Annotated in this window: 18 protein-coding genes; 6 read left to right on the forward strand and 12 right to left on the reverse strand. The window is 72.5% G+C overall.

What is annotated here, in order from left to right; all coding sequences use genetic code 11:
- The first annotated feature begins 210 nt into the window (after nucleotides 1–210).
- Together IE255_RS23840 and IE255_RS23845 are read left to right on the forward strand one after the other, a co-directional pair.
- On the forward strand, nucleotides 211–924 hold the full coding sequence (locus tag IE255_RS23840; RefSeq protein ID WP_190052412.1) for a response regulator transcription factor: 714 nt from the start codon (nucleotides 211–213) through the stop codon (nucleotides 922–924).
- A complete protein-coding gene (locus IE255_RS23845) occupies nucleotides 921–2,279 on the forward strand; it encodes a sensor histidine kinase (RefSeq protein WP_190052413.1) in 1,359 nt (452 codons plus the stop codon). Before IE255_RS23840 ends, IE255_RS23845 begins: the two co-directional genes overlap by 4 nt.
- 20 nt (nucleotides 2,280–2,299) lie before the next feature.
- On the opposite strand, the gene IE255_RS23850 is transcribed toward IE255_RS23845, so the two are convergent.
- Together IE255_RS23850 and IE255_RS23855 are read right to left on the reverse strand one after the other, a co-directional pair.
- The gene (locus IE255_RS23850) at nucleotides 2,300–2,824 is read right to left on the reverse strand and encodes an SgcJ/EcaC family oxidoreductase (protein WP_190052414.1); all 525 of its coding nucleotides are present in this window, start codon (nucleotides 2,822–2,824) and stop codon (nucleotides 2,300–2,302) included.
- 220 nt (nucleotides 2,825–3,044) lie between these two features.
- Complete coding sequence (locus IE255_RS23855; RefSeq protein ID WP_229906536.1) at nucleotides 3,045–3,467, reverse strand: hypothetical protein; 423 nt, start codon at nucleotides 3,465–3,467, stop codon at nucleotides 3,045–3,047.
- Between the two features lie 92 nt (nucleotides 3,468–3,559).
- Here IE255_RS23855 and IE255_RS23860 point away from each other — a divergent pair, with 92 nt between their 5' ends.
- Nucleotides 3,560–4,396, forward strand: a complete 837-nt coding sequence (locus IE255_RS23860; protein WP_190052610.1) for a PhzF family phenazine biosynthesis protein — start codon at nucleotides 3,560–3,562, stop codon at nucleotides 4,394–4,396.
- 16 nt (nucleotides 4,397–4,412) lie between these two features.
- On the opposite strand, the gene IE255_RS23865 is transcribed toward IE255_RS23860, so the two are convergent.
- From IE255_RS23865 to IE255_RS23875, 3 genes are all read right to left on the reverse strand, one after another.
- The gene (locus tag IE255_RS23865) at nucleotides 4,413–5,072 is read right to left on the reverse strand and encodes a DUF5063 domain-containing protein (protein ID WP_190052415.1); all 660 of its coding nucleotides are present in this window, start codon (nucleotides 5,070–5,072) and stop codon (nucleotides 4,413–4,415) included.
- Complete coding sequence (recR, locus tag IE255_RS23870) at nucleotides 5,065–5,664, reverse strand: recombination mediator RecR (protein WP_003991835.1); 600 nt, start codon at nucleotides 5,662–5,664, stop codon at nucleotides 5,065–5,067. Before recR ends, IE255_RS23865 begins: the two co-directional genes overlap by 8 nt.
- Nucleotides 5,665–5,757: 93 nt before the next feature.
- The gene (locus IE255_RS23875) at nucleotides 5,758–6,099 is read right to left on the reverse strand and encodes a YbaB/EbfC family nucleoid-associated protein (RefSeq protein WP_190052416.1); all 342 of its coding nucleotides are present in this window, start codon (nucleotides 6,097–6,099) and stop codon (nucleotides 5,758–5,760) included.
- 275 nt (nucleotides 6,100–6,374) lie between these two features.
- On the opposite strand from IE255_RS23875, the gene IE255_RS23880 reads away from it, so the two are divergent.
- Entirely contained in the window at nucleotides 6,375–7,133 is a 759-nt protein-coding gene (locus tag IE255_RS23880) for an SLATT domain-containing protein (protein ID WP_190052417.1), read from the forward strand.
- A gap of 136 nt (nucleotides 7,134–7,269) precedes the next feature.
- On the opposite strand, the gene IE255_RS23885 is transcribed toward IE255_RS23880, so the two are convergent.
- From IE255_RS23885 to IE255_RS23910, 7 genes are all read right to left on the reverse strand, one after another.
- Nucleotides 7,270–8,670 (reverse strand): M20/M25/M40 family metallo-hydrolase, encoded by a 1,401-nt coding sequence (locus tag IE255_RS23885; protein ID WP_190052418.1) that lies wholly within the window; start codon nucleotides 8,668–8,670, stop codon nucleotides 7,270–7,272.
- A gap of 70 nt (nucleotides 8,671–8,740) precedes the next feature.
- Nucleotides 8,741–10,294, reverse strand: a complete 1,554-nt coding sequence (locus IE255_RS23890; protein WP_190052419.1) for a substrate-binding domain-containing protein — start codon at nucleotides 10,292–10,294, stop codon at nucleotides 8,741–8,743.
- Nucleotides 10,295–10,424: 130 nt separating this feature from the next.
- The gene (locus IE255_RS23895; RefSeq protein ID WP_190052420.1) at nucleotides 10,425–12,533 is read right to left on the reverse strand and encodes a serine/threonine-protein kinase; all 2,109 of its coding nucleotides are present in this window, start codon (nucleotides 12,531–12,533) and stop codon (nucleotides 10,425–10,427) included.
- 215 nt (nucleotides 12,534–12,748) lie between these two features.
- Complete coding sequence (locus tag IE255_RS23900) at nucleotides 12,749–13,213, reverse strand: glycine-rich domain-containing protein (protein ID WP_190052421.1); 465 nt, start codon at nucleotides 13,211–13,213, stop codon at nucleotides 12,749–12,751.
- Nucleotides 13,214–13,428: 215 nt separating this feature from the next.
- A complete protein-coding gene (locus IE255_RS39945) occupies nucleotides 13,429–13,554 on the reverse strand; it encodes a hypothetical protein (RefSeq protein WP_267974474.1) in 126 nt (41 codons plus the stop codon).
- 151 nt (nucleotides 13,555–13,705) lie between these two features.
- Complete coding sequence (locus IE255_RS23905; RefSeq protein WP_229906537.1) at nucleotides 13,706–14,020, reverse strand: DUF6415 family natural product biosynthesis protein; 315 nt, start codon at nucleotides 14,018–14,020, stop codon at nucleotides 13,706–13,708.
- Between the two features lie 29 nt (nucleotides 14,021–14,049).
- Entirely contained in the window at nucleotides 14,050–14,277 is a 228-nt protein-coding gene (locus IE255_RS23910) for a hypothetical protein (protein ID WP_372487542.1), read from the reverse strand.
- Nucleotides 14,278–14,749: 472 nt separating this feature from the next.
- Here IE255_RS23910 and IE255_RS23915 point away from each other — a divergent pair, with 472 nt between their 5' ends.
- Both IE255_RS23915 and cyaB read left to right on the forward strand, forming a co-directional pair.
- Complete coding sequence (locus IE255_RS23915) at nucleotides 14,750–15,601, forward strand: helix-turn-helix domain-containing protein (RefSeq protein WP_190052424.1); 852 nt, start codon at nucleotides 14,750–14,752, stop codon at nucleotides 15,599–15,601.
- Nucleotides 15,602–15,617: 16 nt separating this feature from the next.
- The gene (cyaB, locus tag IE255_RS23920; protein ID WP_190052425.1) at nucleotides 15,618–16,172 is read left to right on the forward strand and encodes a class IV adenylate cyclase; all 555 of its coding nucleotides are present in this window, start codon (nucleotides 15,618–15,620) and stop codon (nucleotides 16,170–16,172) included.
- Nucleotides 16,173–16,212 lie beyond the last annotated feature (40 nt).

Here is a 16,212-nt window from a genome sequence, read left to right on the forward strand (position 1 = left end):
TCTATCCGCTCATACGCATTCGTACTGCGGTCGGCTCAGTCTAACGAGCGTCCGAAAATCCCTTCCGCGGTATCGCATGGTGAGATTTCCCGGCCACTCGTCCAGAGCTGCTCATGCCCATCTGGGCACAGGCCACGCGAGAAAGTGCCCGGCGTCACAATCGCCGGCCGACGATCTCTGAGATCCAACTTTTAAGCATATTGTTCGGCCGTGCGCGTACTTCTGGTGGAAGATGACGAACCGGTCGCCCAGTCCCTGAGACGCGGCCTCAAGCGCTACGGCTTCGAGGTCGAGTGGGTCAGCACCGGCGAGGCGGCGCTGAGGCACGAGGGGCCCTACGAGGTCGTCCTGCTGGATCTCGGCCTGCCCGACACCGACGGCCTGGACGTCTGCAGGGCGCTGCGCGAGCGCGGTGACGTCCCGATCATCGTGATCAGCGCCCGCAGCGAGGAGACGGACCGGGTGGTGGGCCTGGAGCTCGGCGCGGACGACTACGTCTCCAAGCCGTTCGGCGTCCGGGAGGTCATCGCCCGGATACGGGCGGTCATGCGCCGCGTGCAGCCCCGCACCGCCGCCGGGGGGACGCCCGAGGCCGGCCCCGACCGCTACGGCACGCGCCTGACCATCGACCGCAAGGCGGCCCGGGTGCGCCTCGACGGCGAGGAGGTGGCCCTCGCCCCCAAGGAGTACGACCTGCTGGCCTTCCTCACCGAGGAGCCCGGGGCGCTGATGTCGCGCGAGCAGATCATGGAAGCGGTCTGGGACGCCAACTGGTTCGGGCCGACGAAGACGCTGGACGTGCACGTGGCGGCGCTGCGGCGGAAGCTGGCGGGCGCGATCACGATCGAGGCGGTGCGCGGGGTCGGTTTCCGGCTGGAGATCGCCGAGGGCGGCGACGCGACCGGCGGCGGCGACTCCTCATGATCCGCCAGCTCGTCCGCAGCTACGTGCTGCTCGTCGCGGTCGCCATCGCGCTGTTCACCGTGCCGGTGGCGTTCACGCTGACCGATCAGCTGCGGGGTGACACCAAATCGGCCGTCCTGCGCGAGGCCGACGCCATGGCCCTGCTGCTGGGCGACGGCCGGGCCGCCTCCTGCCAGGCCCTGGAGGAGATGGCCAAGGCCTACGAGGACGAGATCCAGGTCACCCGCACCGCGAGCTGCCCGGCGGACCTGCCGCGCCCGGCGGCGGACGCGGCACTGACCAAGGCCCTGGAGAAGGGTGAACCCACGACCGACTGGGGCTCCTCCTTCATCTGGGGCCCCGATCTGGTGGTCACCGTGCCCGCCCGCGCGACCGGCACGGACCGGGTCGTGGGTGCGGTGCGGGTCGTGTACTCGACGGACGAGATGACCGACCGCCTGTGGCAGATCTGGGGGTTCCGCGCGATCCTCGCCGTGCTCGTCCTCGGGGTGGCGGCCCTGCTCGGTGTCGGGGTGGCCCGCCGGCTCACCCGGCCGCTGCGCCAGCTCAACGACATGGCCAGCAAGTTCAGCGACGGCGATCTGACCGCCCGCTCCCCTGTGACGGGCCCGCCGGAGACGCAGACCCTGGCGCGCACCCTCAACCAGGGCGCGGAACGCCTGGACACGCTGATCGCGGCCCAGCGCATTTTCGTCGCCGACGCCTCCCACCAGCTGCGCACGCCGCTGACGGCACTGCGGCTGTCCCTGGACAACATCGCGGACGGGGTGAACGACGAGTTCGTACGGGAGGACGTGGAGCAGGCGACGGCGGAGGTCGTCCGGATGAGCCGTCTGGTCAACGGACTGCTGGTGCTGGCCCGGGCCGAGGCCAAGGTGTCGGCGGCCGAGCCGCTCCCGCTGATGGACAGCGTGTGGGAGCGGCTCGCCGTGTGGAGGCCGGCCGCCGACGAGCGCGGAGTCACCATCGCGCTCAGGGGGAGTACCGACGGCCGGCCGTCTGTGCTGGCCAGCCCTGGTGCTCTGGACCAGATGCTGGACAACGTGCTCTCCAACGCCCTGGAGGTCTCACCGGACGGCGGGACGATCACCGTGCGGGTGGAGCCCCGGGGCGATGTGGTGGGGGTGTCGGTGCTGGACGAGGGACCCGGCATGTCGGACGCCGAGAAGTCCCGTGCCTTCGACCGCTTCTGGCGGGGCCAGGGCCTGACCGGGAAGTCCGGTTCCGGCCTCGGCCTCGCCGTCGTCAGGCAGCTGGCGACGGACGACGGCGGGACCGTGGCCCTGACGGACGCACCCGGGGGCGGCCTGTGCGTGACGATCACGCTGCGGGCGTCCCCCCGGGCCGACCGCTGAGGCGGCTCACCCCGCGGTCATCACCCCTCGGGCATCTTCGAGGAGTGGTGGTTGACGATGAGCCACCTGCCGTCGGCCTGCTTCTCGTAGGCGTAGGTGTAGCGGGCCTTGACGTTGCTCTTCTCGCCCGTCTGGTGGTTGGTGAGCGTGAACTCGTAGACGCCCGTGTCGATGACGGTGTCGCGGTCGAGGACGTTGACCACGGACTCGATCTTCGTGCCGAACGGCTTGTGCTGGAGGAAGTGCTCGAAGTAGTCGACGATCTCGGCTCTGTCCTTGCGGACGTGGTTGGAGACGGTCGGCAGCAGGACCGCGTCCTCCGCGTACAGCGCGGCGACCTTCTGCGGGTCGCCCGTCTGGAGCGCGGCGTTCCAGTTGTCGAACAGGCCGAGCACCTGCGCCTCGGTGGCCATCCTGGCAGAAGTCCTGGACGTGCTCCCGGAGTCGGCTCCGGCGATCCCGGCGCCGGCGGCGAAGGTGCCGGCGGCGACGACGGCGACTGCGGTGGCGATGGCTATGCGCTTGCCGGTGGAACGAGTGGTCATCGCGAACTCCTTCAGGCGGGAGGGCAGTTGCTCCCTCCGTTGGCTCCGGTTCGCTTCCGGGGGAGGAAGTGACTCCAGATTCGCGTGACACCGGTTAGGGCCTGTGCAGCCGTCGTACAGGGGCCGTACAAGGAGGAGATAAATCACGTGCCGTGACGGGGCGATCACGTCGTCCCGGGGGTGCGGGCCGCGGCGAGGGCAGCCCGTGCGGACCTCTCGCTCACGCGTCTCCCGTCGACACGCTCCCGATGTCACCGCCCGCCGCGACGGAACGGTCACCGGAGGCGGTGACGGACCCGCCCGCGGGACGCGGCGCCGCAGCGGGCGGGGCGGGCGGGGAGGCCGGGGGCGGCACGGACGCCCCGTCCCCGGTCGCGACGGTACCGATGCTCCCGCCGGCGGCGACCGACCGCGCGCCGTTCGCGGTCACCGAGGACGCGCCGGGCGTACCACCGCCCCTTCCCGAGAAGAGGGCGTGGATCGTGAGCGCCAGCCCGACCAGCCCGGCCGCTCCCCCGGCCACACTCGCCCAGGGGTCCGCCGCTTCGACATCCAGCACACCCCCCACGACCAGCCCGAGGGCCCCGGCCGCGCACAGCCCGATCCCCGTCCACATCAACGCCTTCGAGCGCCCCGTCGTCATGGGCCCATCATCGCGCCGGCGCCCGCCGGGACGCAGAAAAAACCCGCGTGACGAGGCCGAGCGCGCGCTACGGTCGGCGAATGGAGAAGCGGATGGAGATACTGCGCTACGTCGCCTTCAGCACCGACCCCAAGGGCGGCAACCCCGCGGGCGTGGTGCTCGACGCGACCGGGGCCGACGACGCGGCGATGCAGGCGGCCGCGGCCGAAGTCGGCTATTCGGAGACGGCGTTCGTGACGGCGTCCGGCGACGGCCTGCTGGACGTGCGGTACTTCAGCCCGCTCGCCGAGGTGCCGTTCTGCGGGCACGCGACGATCGCGACGGCCGTCGCCCACGCCCGGGCTCACGGGACCGGGAGCCTGCGGCTGCGCACCAGGGCCGGCGAGGTCGCCGTCACCACCGACCGGGCCGAGGACGGCACCGTGGTGGCGACCCTGGTGAGCGTCGCACCGCGGACGGCACCGATCCCGCCGGCCGTGCTGGACGAACTGCTGACGGCCCTGCGCTGGCCGGCCGAGGACCTCGACCCGGCGCTGCCGCCGCGCGCGGCCTACGCCGGCGCCTGGCACCCGGTCGTCGCCGCCGGGAGCCGGCGGCGCCTCGCCGACCTCGACTACGACGTCCCCGCGCTCACCGCCCTCATGCACCGCGAGGGCTGGACCACCGTCGACCTGGTGTGGCGGGAGTCCCCCACGGTGTTCCACGCCCGCAACCCGTTCCCGCCGGGCGGTGTCGTCGAGGACCCGGCCACGGGTGCGGCGGCCGCCGCGTTCGGCGGCTATCTGCGCGAGCTGGACCTCGTCACCGCACCCGCGACCCTGACGGTCCATCAGGGTGCGGACATGGGACGGCCGAGCACGATCACCGTGTCGGTGCCGGCCGGCCCGCACACCGGGATCGGCGTCACCGGGACGGCCGTCCCGATCTGACCGGCCTCCTGCCCTCCTACTGCGCCGGGCGCAGGCCCAGCGGGCCCGCGATCTCCTCCGCCATGACCCGGCCCGCCTCGATCTCCAGCGTGTCGTCGCCCATGCCCTGGTCCGTGTCCAGGCCGTCGAGCTCGGCCAGGGGCTGGTTGAGGCGGACGTGGGCGAGGACCGACTGGAGCGCCCGCAGGGTCGCCGACGCCGTGGAGCCCCAGTTGGAGAAGTACGAGAACTGCCACCACCACAGGGCCTCCGAGGTGCGGCCGGCCCGGTAGTGGGCCATGCCGTGGCGCAGGTCCGTGATGACGTCCGTGAGGTCGTCGGAGATACGGGCCGGCACCGGCGCCTTGCGGGGCTCGTAGGGGTCGAAGACCTCGGAGTAGACGTCGATGGGGTCCAGCAGCCGGGCCAGGTTCTCCCGGAGTTCGTCGACGTCCGCGTCCGGGCCCGTGTCGGGCTCGTAGCGCTCGTCGGGCACGATGTCCTCGTGCGCGCCGAGCCGGCCGCCGGCCAGCAGGAGCTGGGAGACCTCCAGGAGAAGGAAGGGCACGGCCGATTCCGGCTCGTCGCCCTTGGCGACCTCCGTGACGGCGACCAGGAAGCTCTCGACCTGATCCGCGATCTGGACCGCGAAGTCGTCCGGGTTCTGGTCGGTCGCGTGCAGCGTGGCGTCAGACATCTAGGAGTCGTCTCCCCTCGAAGGCGCGGCCGAGCGTGACCTCGTCCGCGTATTCCAGGTCGCCACCCACCGGGAGGCCGCTGGCCAGGCGGGTGACCTTCAGGCCCATGGGCTTGATCATGCGGGCGAGGTACGTCGCTGTCGCCTCGCCCTCCAGGTTCGGGTCCGTGGCGAGGATGAGCTCGGTGACCGTGCCGTCGGCGAGGCGGGCCAGGAGCTCCCTGATGCGCAGGTCGTCCGGGCCCACCCCGTCGATCGGGCTGATCGCGCCGCCCAGCACGTGGTAGCGGCCCCGGAACTCACGGGTCCGCTCGATCGCCACGACGTCCTTCGGCTCCTCGACCACGCAGATGACGGCCGGGTCGCGGCGGGTGTCGCGGCAGATGTTGCACAGCTCCTCCTGCGCGACGTTGCCGCAGGTCGCGCAGAAGCGGACCTTCGCCTTGACCTCCATCAGGGCCTGCGCGAGGCGCCGTACGTCGGTCGGCTCGGCCTGGAGGATGTGGAAGGCGATCCGCTGCGCGCTCTTCGGACCGACGCCGGGCAGCCGCCCCAGTTCGTCGATCAGGTCCTGGACCACGCCTTCGTACAACGGACTGCCCTTCCTGGGTCTTCGAGGCCGGTACGCGACCTCCCGTACGTACCGTAGTTGTCAGCCGCCTGTCCGAGGAAGGCGGTGAGCGGGTCAGAACGGCAGGCCGGGAATCCCGCCGCCGCCCAGACCCTGCGCGAGCGGGCCCAGCTTCTGCTGCTGGAGCGCCTGCGCGTTCTCGTTGGCCGCCTGGACGGCCGCGACGACGAGGTCCGCGAGGGTCTCGGTGTCGTCGGGGTCCACGGCCTTCGGGTCGATCTTCAGGGCGCGCAGTTCGCCGGCGCCGGTGACGGTGGCGGTCACCAGGCCGCCGCCCGCCTGCCCGTCGACCTCCGTCTGCGCCAGTTCCTCCTGCGCCCGCGCCAGGTCCTGCTGCATCTTCTGGGCCTGCTGGAGCAGCTGCTGCATGTTGGGCTGGCCACCACCGGGGATCACGATCAGCTCCTTGCTCGGTACGGGTTTTCCCGTTCGGCACGAGCCTACGTGGTCGGGCCTGCCGTCGCTCCAGCACTCTTTCGGGTGAGTCCCCCTCGCGCCCCATAACTGATCAAGGAATACTTCCGGGCGGAAAAGCGGCGAAAGCTACGCCTTCGCCACCCATTGGGGGGTAGGAAGGGTCGGGCGCGTTCCGGATGCGGAGTCGATCCGTCGCGCGGCGTGATCGGTGAGTGAACCGTGCATGGTCATTCGTGGTCAGTGAGGAGTGCCGGGTGGGTCAGCCGGAGATGCAGCCCGAGGGGCCGCCTCAGGACGGGCGGGGCGAGGGGGCGGCGGCTCGGCTGCGGCCGGGGGATCTGACCGGGCGGGCCCTTCCGCTCGGGGACTGGGGCGAGCCGGCGGCCCGGCTGGACGAGCTGTACCGGTGGGTGGAGCGCGGGGCGCTGCAGACGGCGGCCTGGTATCTGGAAGACCGGGTGTGGAAGCGGCGGTGCGCGCGGGTGCTGCGCTGCGGGACGGCGGTGGGCGCCGTCACCGGGGTCGCGCTGCCGCTGCTGGATCTGACCGGGGTCGCGGGCGGGGTCGCGCCCTGGGGGTGCCTGGCGCTGCTGCTGGGGGTGGCGTGCGTGGCCGTCGACCGGTACTTCGGGGTGACGTCGGGCTGGATGCGGGACGTGGCGACCGCGCAGGCGGTGCAGCGGCGGTTGCAGGCCTTGCAGTTCGACTGGGCGGCGGAGAGCGTGCGGGAGGTGCTGGGGCCGACGGAGGGGACGGCCGGTGAGGCGGCCGAGCGGTGTCTCGGGGTGCTGCGGAGGTTCTCCGAGGACGTGACCGAGCTGGTGCGAGTGGAGACGGCCGACTGGATGGGGGAGTTCCGGAGCGGGGGTGCGCCGGTGGGGGTGCAGGCCGTGGTGTTTCCGGGGGGTGGGCGCGGGGCCGAGACGGTGGGGGGGAACGGGCGGTTCACCGTGCCGCCGCATGGCGGGGCTCGGCCGAACATGCCTCGGCAGCGGCCGCCGGACCAGCGGTGAGGGGGGCCGGGTTTGCTGGTGCTCGGCGTTGCTGCCGGGGGCGGGTGGGTGCGCAGCCCGGCGTAGCGGGGTGCCGCTGCGCCCACCCGTGCCGCCCTTAGCGGCACGATTGCCCGCAGCTAGGGAGCTCAGCCGCTCAGGCAGCCGGGGCGGGGAAGGCCACCGGACTCCGTAGGCCCGCCCTGTTGACCGCTCGTACGCCGAAGAAGACGTTGTCCTTGGACAGGTCCACCTCGTGGGTCGTGACGTCGCCGACCGGGATGACGTGGGTCCACTCCGGGGCGGTCGTCTCGCGCCAGACCACCTCGTAGCCCGCGAGGTCGGGCTCCGTGCCCCGGCTCCACACCAGCTCCGTCGCGTTCGTGAGGGTCGACGTGAGGATCTTCGCGCCCCTCGGGGTGCCCGGGGCCTGGGCGAGGGTCCACAGGGCGGCCGCGTTCACCCTCGCCACCCGGGCCGTGAAGTCGAAGTCGCAGAACTCCGGCAGGTCGCCGTACTGCTTGCCCGTCTCGTCGACGCGTACGTCCTGGTGCTGGTGGGCGAAGTCCTCGGCGGGCTCGGTGAAGCGGGCGGCCGGGTAGCCGCGTTCGAGGAACGGGATGTGGTCGCCGCCCCGGCGGTAGCGGTCGCGGCGGTAGATCACGCGGACGTTCATGCCCGTCGCGTCGTTGTCGGCCACGTCGCGCACGAACCGGGCCAGCTGGCGGGTCGCGGAGTCGTTCTCGCCGCCCACCGAGCGGCGGATCGCCGCCTGTTCCGGGGTCTCCGAGGACGGGACGCCCTCCGCGAACAGGCGGATCGTGTACGGGTCCCGCGTGCCGTCGTCCGCCGTGGAGCTGCCGACGATGTCGTTGGTGAACATGCCCTGGACGTCCGCCCCGGCCGCCCTGAACCGCTGTGCCATGTGGGCGGAGCCGTACAGGCCCTGCTCCTCCCCCGCCACCGCCGCGAACACGATCGTCGACGCCGGGCGGCGCCTGGCCAGCACCCGGGCCAGTTCCAGGACGACGGCCACGCCCGAGGCGTCGTCGTCCGCGCCGGGCGCGTCGGACGTGGCGTCCATGACGTCCGTGACACGGGAGTCGTAGTGGCCGGCGACGACGTAGATCCGGTCGGGGGTGACCGAGCCGCGCAGCGTGGCGACGACGTTCGTGATGCGGGTGGCGGCCGGGATGCGCGGGGCCGGTTCCTGGACGTACGACTGGAGTTCCGCCGTCATCCGGCCGCCCGACCCGGCGGCGTAGGAGTGGAGTTCGGCCAGCAGCCAGTCGCGGGCCGCGCCGATGCCGCGGGCGGGGTCGTCCTGCGCGGAGAGGGTGTGGCGGGTGCCGAAGGAGACGAGCTTGTGGACGGTCGCCGCGATGCGGTCCGGGTCGATCTCCCCGAGCAGGGACCGCAGTTCACGGGAGGGGCGCTGGGCCGTCGCCGGCGGGCGGCCGGATCCCGGGTGCGGTGCCGCCGCGGCCGTGCCCGCCGTCGCCCCTGCCGCTCCCGCCGCCGCCGTCGCGGTCAGGACCGTTCTCCTGCTGGGGCGCATGTGTCCTCCCGGGTCTGGGGGTGCCGGCCTTTACATATGGTCGTGGACACGCCAACGGGCGACAAGGGGCTCAGCTCGGGTCGTCCTGCGCGCACAGCGTGAGGCCCTCCGGCGTCCAGCACGGCAGATGGCCGTGCGTGCGGATGACGTCCTGGCCGTTGCCGCGGGAGAGGTACGTGAGGAAGCTCGACGCCAGGGAGTCGGCCGGGGGCCGGCCGTAGGTGTAGGCGTACTCGATCTCGCGGTACGGGTAGTCGCTCGTGCCGTCTTCGATGGCGTCGACGGAGGCGGGGTCGCCGTCCAGGCGCAGCGAGTGCAGGCCCTTCGCGCGGGCCGCCAGGTTGAGTTCGCTGTAGCCGATGGCGCCCGGGAGGTCGGCGACCGTGGCCAGCACCTGCTCGGTCGAGTCGAGTTCGCAGCGGATGACGGCCGCCGTCGGGTCGTCCTTGTGGACGCAGTCGACGGAGGAGTTGGCGATCTCGCCCCGCCCCAGCACCCGGCGCTGGAACACCTGTCTCGTCCCGGAGTTGGCGTCCCGGCTGACCAGGTGCACCTGGAGATCGGGGCCGCCGAGCTGCCGCCAGTTGCGGATCTCGCCCCGGTACAGGCGCCGGACGTCCTCCGTGGACAGGTTCCTCAGCCCCACGTCCTCGTTGACCACGAGCGCGAAGACGGACACCGCCACCCGGTTCTCGCGCAGTTCGGGCAGCCCGGCGGGTTTCGGCCCGTCCGACAGCGCCACCACCGGCGGGGAGCCCTTCTCGTCCCGTGCCGCCTGGGCGCCGGCCGCCGCCAGCTCCCTGATCCCGGCCGTGGAGCCATGGGTGTCCACCTCGATGACCGGGTCGCCGCCGCAGTCCCGCTCGTACTTGTGGGCCACCTCGCGCAGCACGGGCGCGAAGGCGGTCGAGCCGGTGAGGGTGAGCGTGCCGCTCGCGCAGCCGATCGGGGGCGGGGTGTCGTCCTGGGCGACGACGATCGCGGCCAGCACGACCACGCTCGCCGTGAGCGCGATGGTGATCAGCCGCGCCGCCCGGCTGAACAGCGGCGGCTTCTCGTCGGGCGTGGCACTGCGGTTGGGGTGCACCTCGCCGTCGCGCAGGCCCCCGACCAGCCGTATCGCGTCGCCGACGTCGCCGCCGGACAGCAGCACGAGCAGCTTGAAGTGGTCGCCGCGGTTGAGGGGGACGCGCGGGATGCGCAGCGTGTTGCCCTCGTAGGCGAAGCCGTGCCCCACGGTGAAGTGGTCCATGATGTGGTCGGTGTCCGACGGCTGGGTGACCGACACGGCTCGGACCGTGCGGCCGGTGAACACCGCGGTGAGGCCGTGGAGTTCGGGGCCGGTGTAGTCGTCGCGGTCGATGCCCTGCGAGCCGTCGTTCTCGATGCGCAGCAGGACCAGGGTCGCGTCGGCCATGCCCGGGACCTCGTCGAACAGGCCGAGACGGGGGTTGACTCGCCCCGAGCGCACGTCGTCGCCGATGGGGTTGTCCATCTGCACGCGGTAGCCGATGCGCTTGCGGCGCGGCACCCGGCGCTCGTACCAGACCATGACGCCCGAGGCGATGATGCCGAGGAGGGCCGTCGCCACGGCCACGAGGTTCTCAGCGCTCAGCCATTCCATCGTGGGTGCCCCCGCTGCCGCCCGACGAACTCGATCGTCTGGTTACCGTACGGCTGTACGAGCGGGTATCCGGGATTGGTCGGCTCGAATTCGCCGGACGTTCAACGACCTCACGGGCACCGGGAGTTCGTCACTGCCTCGTGTACGTCAGCTTCTCCCCGCTGCTCGTGTTGACGCGCTGGAGCGTGCCGTCCGGGAGGAGGGCGACCTCGGTGGCCGCGCCCGGGGTGCAGGCGGTGCGCGGCTGCCCGACGGTCACGGTGGTCGGGCCGATCTTCAGCGGGCCGTCGGCGTCCGGGGCCGCCGTCAGGTCCCCTTCGAACACGCAGTGGTAGGTGCCGCCCCCGTCGGTGGGGCCGTCCGCCACGAGGGACAGGACCGTGTCGCCCGCTTCCCCCTGCTGGAGGGTGAGCGAGCGGCTGTGCTGCCCGTCGGCGTTGTCGATGGTCGTGGTCCAGGTGCCGAGGTACGCCGTCGGGATCGCGCCGTCCGCCGGGGAGGGCGAGGTGGTCGGGGACGGGCCCGGGGTGGTGGGCGCGGCCGTGCTCCGCGTGGAGGTGGGGTCGCCGCCTGCCCGGTCGCCCTCACCGCCCTGCATCAGCGCGTACACCGACCCGCCCGCGGCGAGCGCGACGACCAGGGCGATCACGACGAGCAGCGCGGTGGAACGGCCGTCTCTTCGCGGCGGCTCCTGCGGGTGCGCGTACGGCGGAGCCGTGCCGTAGGGCGGAGCCGTGCCGTAGGGCGGAGCCGTGCCGTAGGGCGGCGGGCCGTAGGGCGGGGTTGCGCCGAGGCCGCCGTAGCCGGAGTAGGGCGGGGCGGCGCCAGTCGGGGCGGCGGGCTGGGGGTGCTGCTGGGGGTGCTGCTGCGGGTAGCCGTACGCCGGGTACGGGGGCGGGGGTGTCTGCGGGTGGGGGACGGGGGCCGGGGCGGGGTTCGGCGGGGGCGACTGCGGGTGGACCGGGGCGCCCGGGCCGGGGCTCGGCGAGGACGCCTGGTGGGCCGGGGCGCCCGGGGCGTGGCTCGGCTGGGGTGTCTGCGGGTGGCTGCCGGGAGCCGGCCCCGGCGGAGGCGCGGTGGTGCTCTGGCCCGCGACCATGGTGGGCAGGTGGTTCAGCGGCGGCCCCTCGCCCGGACGGCCCGGCGGAGGCGGGCCGGGGATCGCGGCGGGCGCCGTCGCGGGGGCCGGGGGCAGCGCGGGGCCCGGGGCCGACTCGTCGGCGGCGGGGGCGTGTTCGGGGGTCGGGTCAGGGCCGGGACGCTCCTCGGAACCAGAACCCTGCTGCTCCACAGGCCCGTCGGCGGCAACCCCCTCCCCCTCCGGGTCCTCCGCGTCCAGCAACCGCACCGCATGCCGCCCCAGTTGGGCCACCAGCGCACTCGGCAGCCACGGGTCGAGGGCGCGGCCGTCCGCGACGGTGTCGTCCGCGCCCGTGCGTTCCAGGACGCGGTCGAGACTCGGGCGGGCGGCGGGGTCCTTGCGCAGGCAGTCGCGGACCAGGTCGGCGATGCCCTCGGGGACGCCCTCCAGGCCCGGTTCCTCCTGGGCGATGCGGAACATCAGGGCGTGCACGCCGCTGTTGGCGGTGCCGAAGGGCAGGTTGCCGGTGGCGGCGTAGGCGAGGACCGAGCCGAGGCAGAAGACGTCGCACGCCGGGGTGATGCGGTCGCCCCGCACCTGCTCGGGCGCCATGAAGCCGGGCGATCCGACGAGAGCCCCGGTGCGCGTGAGCCCGCCGTCGGTCACGGTCTCCAGGGCGCGTGCGATGCCGAAGTCGATGACGCGCGGGCCGTCGATGGTGACGAGCACGTTGGACGGCTTGAGGTCGCGGTGGACGATGCCGGCGGCGTGGATGTCCTTGAGCGCGTGCGCGAGCCCGGCCGCGAGGATGCGGACCGTCCGCTCGGGCAGCGCACCGTGGTCCTGCCCGACGACCTGCTGGAGGCTCGGCCCGGCGACGTACCCGGTGGCGACCCACGGCACGGCGGCCTCGGTGTCGGCGTCCAGCACCGGCGCCGTCCAGTACCCGCCGACCCGCCGCGCGGCCTGCACCTCCTGCCGGAACCGCTCGCGGAACTCCTCCTGCGCGGCCAGCTCCTCGCGCACGAGTTTCACGGCGACGGTACGGCCCCGCTCCGAGCGGGCCAGGTACACGTACCCCATGCCCCCCGCACCGAGCCGCGCCAGCAACCGGTACGCACCAATGCGCTGCGGATCCCCGGGCCCCAACGTCTCCATCGCTCAGCCGCCTCCCCCCACACGCGAGCAACAGACGGAGGAGTCTACAGAGCGTCTTCGACGTCCGTTAGAGGTCTACACAGTCCAATGAGTCCAGGTCAGGCCCTGTGCTCGGCGGTGCGCCCGCCGGGGCCTTACATGGGCCCGGGAGTCTGGGGACCCCTCCCGCCGCGGCTTGCGGTCCGCGACGGGAGGGCGTATCAAGGGCCGGGCGTCTACTTCTTGGGGCCGCAGTAGTCACAGCAGGGGGCCGGGCCGCCCTCGCACTCGGCGGATCCCGAGGGCTGGAGCCACAACGTCCGGTCCGGCTCGTACCCGGCCTGAGCCATCAGTTCCTGCGTACGATCCAGCGCCTCGCTCCGAACCTCCGTGGAGGCCGGCTTGTCGGGCCTGTGGTGGACGAAGCGGCCGAGGCGCGAGCAGAGGCGCTCATAGGTGTGCGTGTGCAGGATGAGGGCGTGCCAACCCTTGTCGACCGCCCGGGACGGGCGCATGCTCTCCCCGTTCGTCGCGGCGCAGGTGGCGACGAACTTCAGCGCCTCCTCGACGATCCGTTCAGCGGCGCGCTGCTCCATGCCCTCGTTGTCGCCGAGCACAGTGGCGACGACGTGGCCGAACTCTTCATCACCGAGGAGCGAGCGCGCTGCCGCCGCCTCGGCTCGTAACGTGCCTGCCTTCATGGGGCCTCCAATTCGCGTTGGGTGGACGCCTCGACGGGCTTGTGCAGTGGTGCGCCCGTCGAGGATGGGGAGCCCCGCCGCGGCTGCTCGACCTGTCCAGGATTCCGGGAAGCCGGGGCGGGAGTCTGGGGACCCGGCCCGCCGGAGCTTGCGGTCCTCCGACGGGACGGGCGTCTGTGGTGCGACCTTGATCCTGCGGTCGCCGTGGGGGAGCGTCAGGACGGTGTCCGCTCCAGCACCAAGGCGAGGACGGGAGCGGTCACGGCCGCCACGTACAGCAGGAGACCAGCGACCGCGGTCACGACGCGGATCCGGTCCCCCTGTGGCAGGTGCAGCCACACCGGCGCACCAACAGCAGCCCGCGCGAGTGCGGCAGCGGGATGTCGCGGGTCTGGCGGCAGTCGCGGTGCAAGCCCTGGTAGTCCGGCGTCAGGCCCAGGGTGCATTCCGCCGACAGGGAAGCCTTCTCCGTGGCAGGCCGGATGGTCGCCTTCATACGCGTCCACCGCCCAGCTGCTCGTACTGATCGCAAAGGGCGCGGACCGAGCGGGCGAGCTTCTGTACCACCGCCACGCGGACGACGACCGTGTCTCCCGGCCCCAGGAGAAGCCGCATCCGGGCTTCTCCGGCACTGGTCAGGGCGCACTCGCGCAGCGAGTCTCCCTTGGGGAGACGCTGGGCCGCCCGCTCGATCTCGGGGCCGAGCAGTTGGATATGCCCTCGCAGCTGAAGCCTCAGCGTCTCCAGCTGCTCGTCGGAGAGCGGCGCGGCTCCCTGCGCGAGCACCCGCTGAGTTGCGACGCGCATGGTGGGAATGTCGGGCGGCAGGGAGTTGGTCATGCCCGCTCACCCCGTGAGCGGGCGTTGGCCACCGCCACACCCGCGCTGAGCGCGTCGGCCACGGTGACAGGCCGCAGCTTCTCCGGCTTCGCGTCCCACTCGACGCCACCACCGACCGGCCGCAGCTGCACGTACAAGCCGATGAAGCCCATCACCTTGCCGACCTTCTTGCCGCCGGTGTCCTCGACCAGGTCTCCGAGACGCGGCTCGTACGCCGTCATCATCACCGCACCTCTCCGGCAGCCGTGGCCAGGACCCGAGCACGCTCCTGGGGCGGCAGCACGTAGGGGCGCACCGGGGCCCCGACGTCGTCCGTGGCAGCGGGCGACGTAGCCGCCGGGAACAGGTGCGGGGCCCTGCGGCGGCGCGCCCCGGCAAGGACCGCGGCCCACATCTCCGGCGACGGCACCGGCCCCGCCCAGCGGGGGCCGGCCCCAGAGGGCGGCTCCGTGCCAGCGAATGCACTGCGCTCCGCCCGTCCGAACAGGAGTGTTCTCGCCCTGTCGAGTAGTAGTGATACAAGGTTCACTGTCGACGCTCCTAGTACGCGTTGACCACGCCCCGGGCCGTGACAGCGGCGCCGGGGTCTTGTTGTCCGGCCAGCCTGGTGGGCGCGTGGGTCCGTGTGCGATCCCCTGCCGGTAATCTCACGGTGAGATGGAATCTCATCCGTTCGTGGATACCGGGGGCCGCACCATGGGGACCGCGTTGGAGCCGATCGAACTGCCCGACTGGGCATGGGAGCGTGCCGAGGTGCGGGAAGCGCTGAGAGCCCGCGACATCGGTGCCGTGTTCCGGCACACGCAGCAGTACGCCGGTGCCAGCCAGGCCCGCATCGCGACGGCCACCGGCATGACTCAGGCCCGCGTCTCCGAGATCATCAGCGGGCGCCGTGAAGTATCCCGGCTGGACGTGTACGAGCGGATCGCCGACGGACTCCACATGCCAGACGACGCCCGCCATCTCCTCGGCCTCGCCGCCAGCCGGGAACGCCGGGCGGGCGGGGCTGCGTTCGACCTGGCGGCGTTCCCCGAGGTCGTGCGCGTGTACGCCGCGCAGAACTCCGCAGCGCAGGAGATCCAGCAGCTGGCGCGCTCAGCTACGGAATTGGACGTGCTCGCTGTACGCGGCCTTGGACTGATCGGCTTGAATGACAGCCTGCTGCGCGCCTGTCTGCCGCGCGAACAGGGCGGCCAGGGCCTCCGCGTCCGGGTCGCCCTCCTTGACCCCGACAGCGACGCCCTGGCGCGCCGCGCGGCGGAGATCGGGGAGTCCGCCGAGTCCCTCGCGTCCGGGGTACGGCTGGCCGAAGCGCGGCTCAGAGAACTCGCGGACGCGGGCGACGTAGGCGTGTGGCGATACCGGATGCTCCCGACGTGGCGGCTGATCCGCACCGACGGGACGATGTTCGTCGGCGCGTTCGACTCCGGGTGGGAAGGGCACGAGTCGGCGTTGTACAAGGTGATGGACACTCCGCATGGCCCCCTCTACCGGGGGTTCCGGAGGATGTTCGAGGCGGTCATCGACGGCGCGCGGCGCACGATCTGAGAGGGAGGAACCGCAAGTGATCGAGGCGGAATTGAAGGCACGCGTGCACGCACCCGAACAGGTCATGCGGCAGCTCGACGAGCGCGCCACCGCGCGGGTCGAGGTGTACCGAGACACGTACTACGACCGGCCGGACGGCTCGCTGGAGAAGGCGGGCGAGGAACTCCGGGTGCGCACCGTCCACGGTGCCGACGGCACCCGCACGGTCCTGACGTACAAGGGCGCAGCGGTCGACGAGGAGTCCGGGTCGAAGCCCGAGTACGAAACCCGAGTCGAGGACGCTGACCAAGCGCACGCCATCCTGCGCGGCCTCGGCCACGTTGAGCTGATCGCCTTCGAGAAGCGGTGCCGCAACTACGACTTCGAGGCGCACGGTCGGCAGATGCTCGCCACGCTCGTGCGGGTTCCGGAGATCGACGGCACCTTCCTCGAAGTGGAGACCCTCGTGGACGAACAGGCGGTGAGCACCGCCCTGGACGACATCCGCGCGGTCCTCGCCGAACTCGGCATCGGCCCCGGGGACCTGACGCGGGACACCTACACGGCCGCCGTCGCAGCACAGCGACGCTGACTCTCTCAGCGCCCGTCTCCCGGCCGTACCACCCGCTTGC

The organism is Streptomyces lomondensis, assembly GCF_014651035.1.
Taxonomy (GTDB): domain Bacteria; phylum Actinomycetota; class Actinomycetes; order Streptomycetales; family Streptomycetaceae; genus Streptomyces; species Streptomyces lomondensis.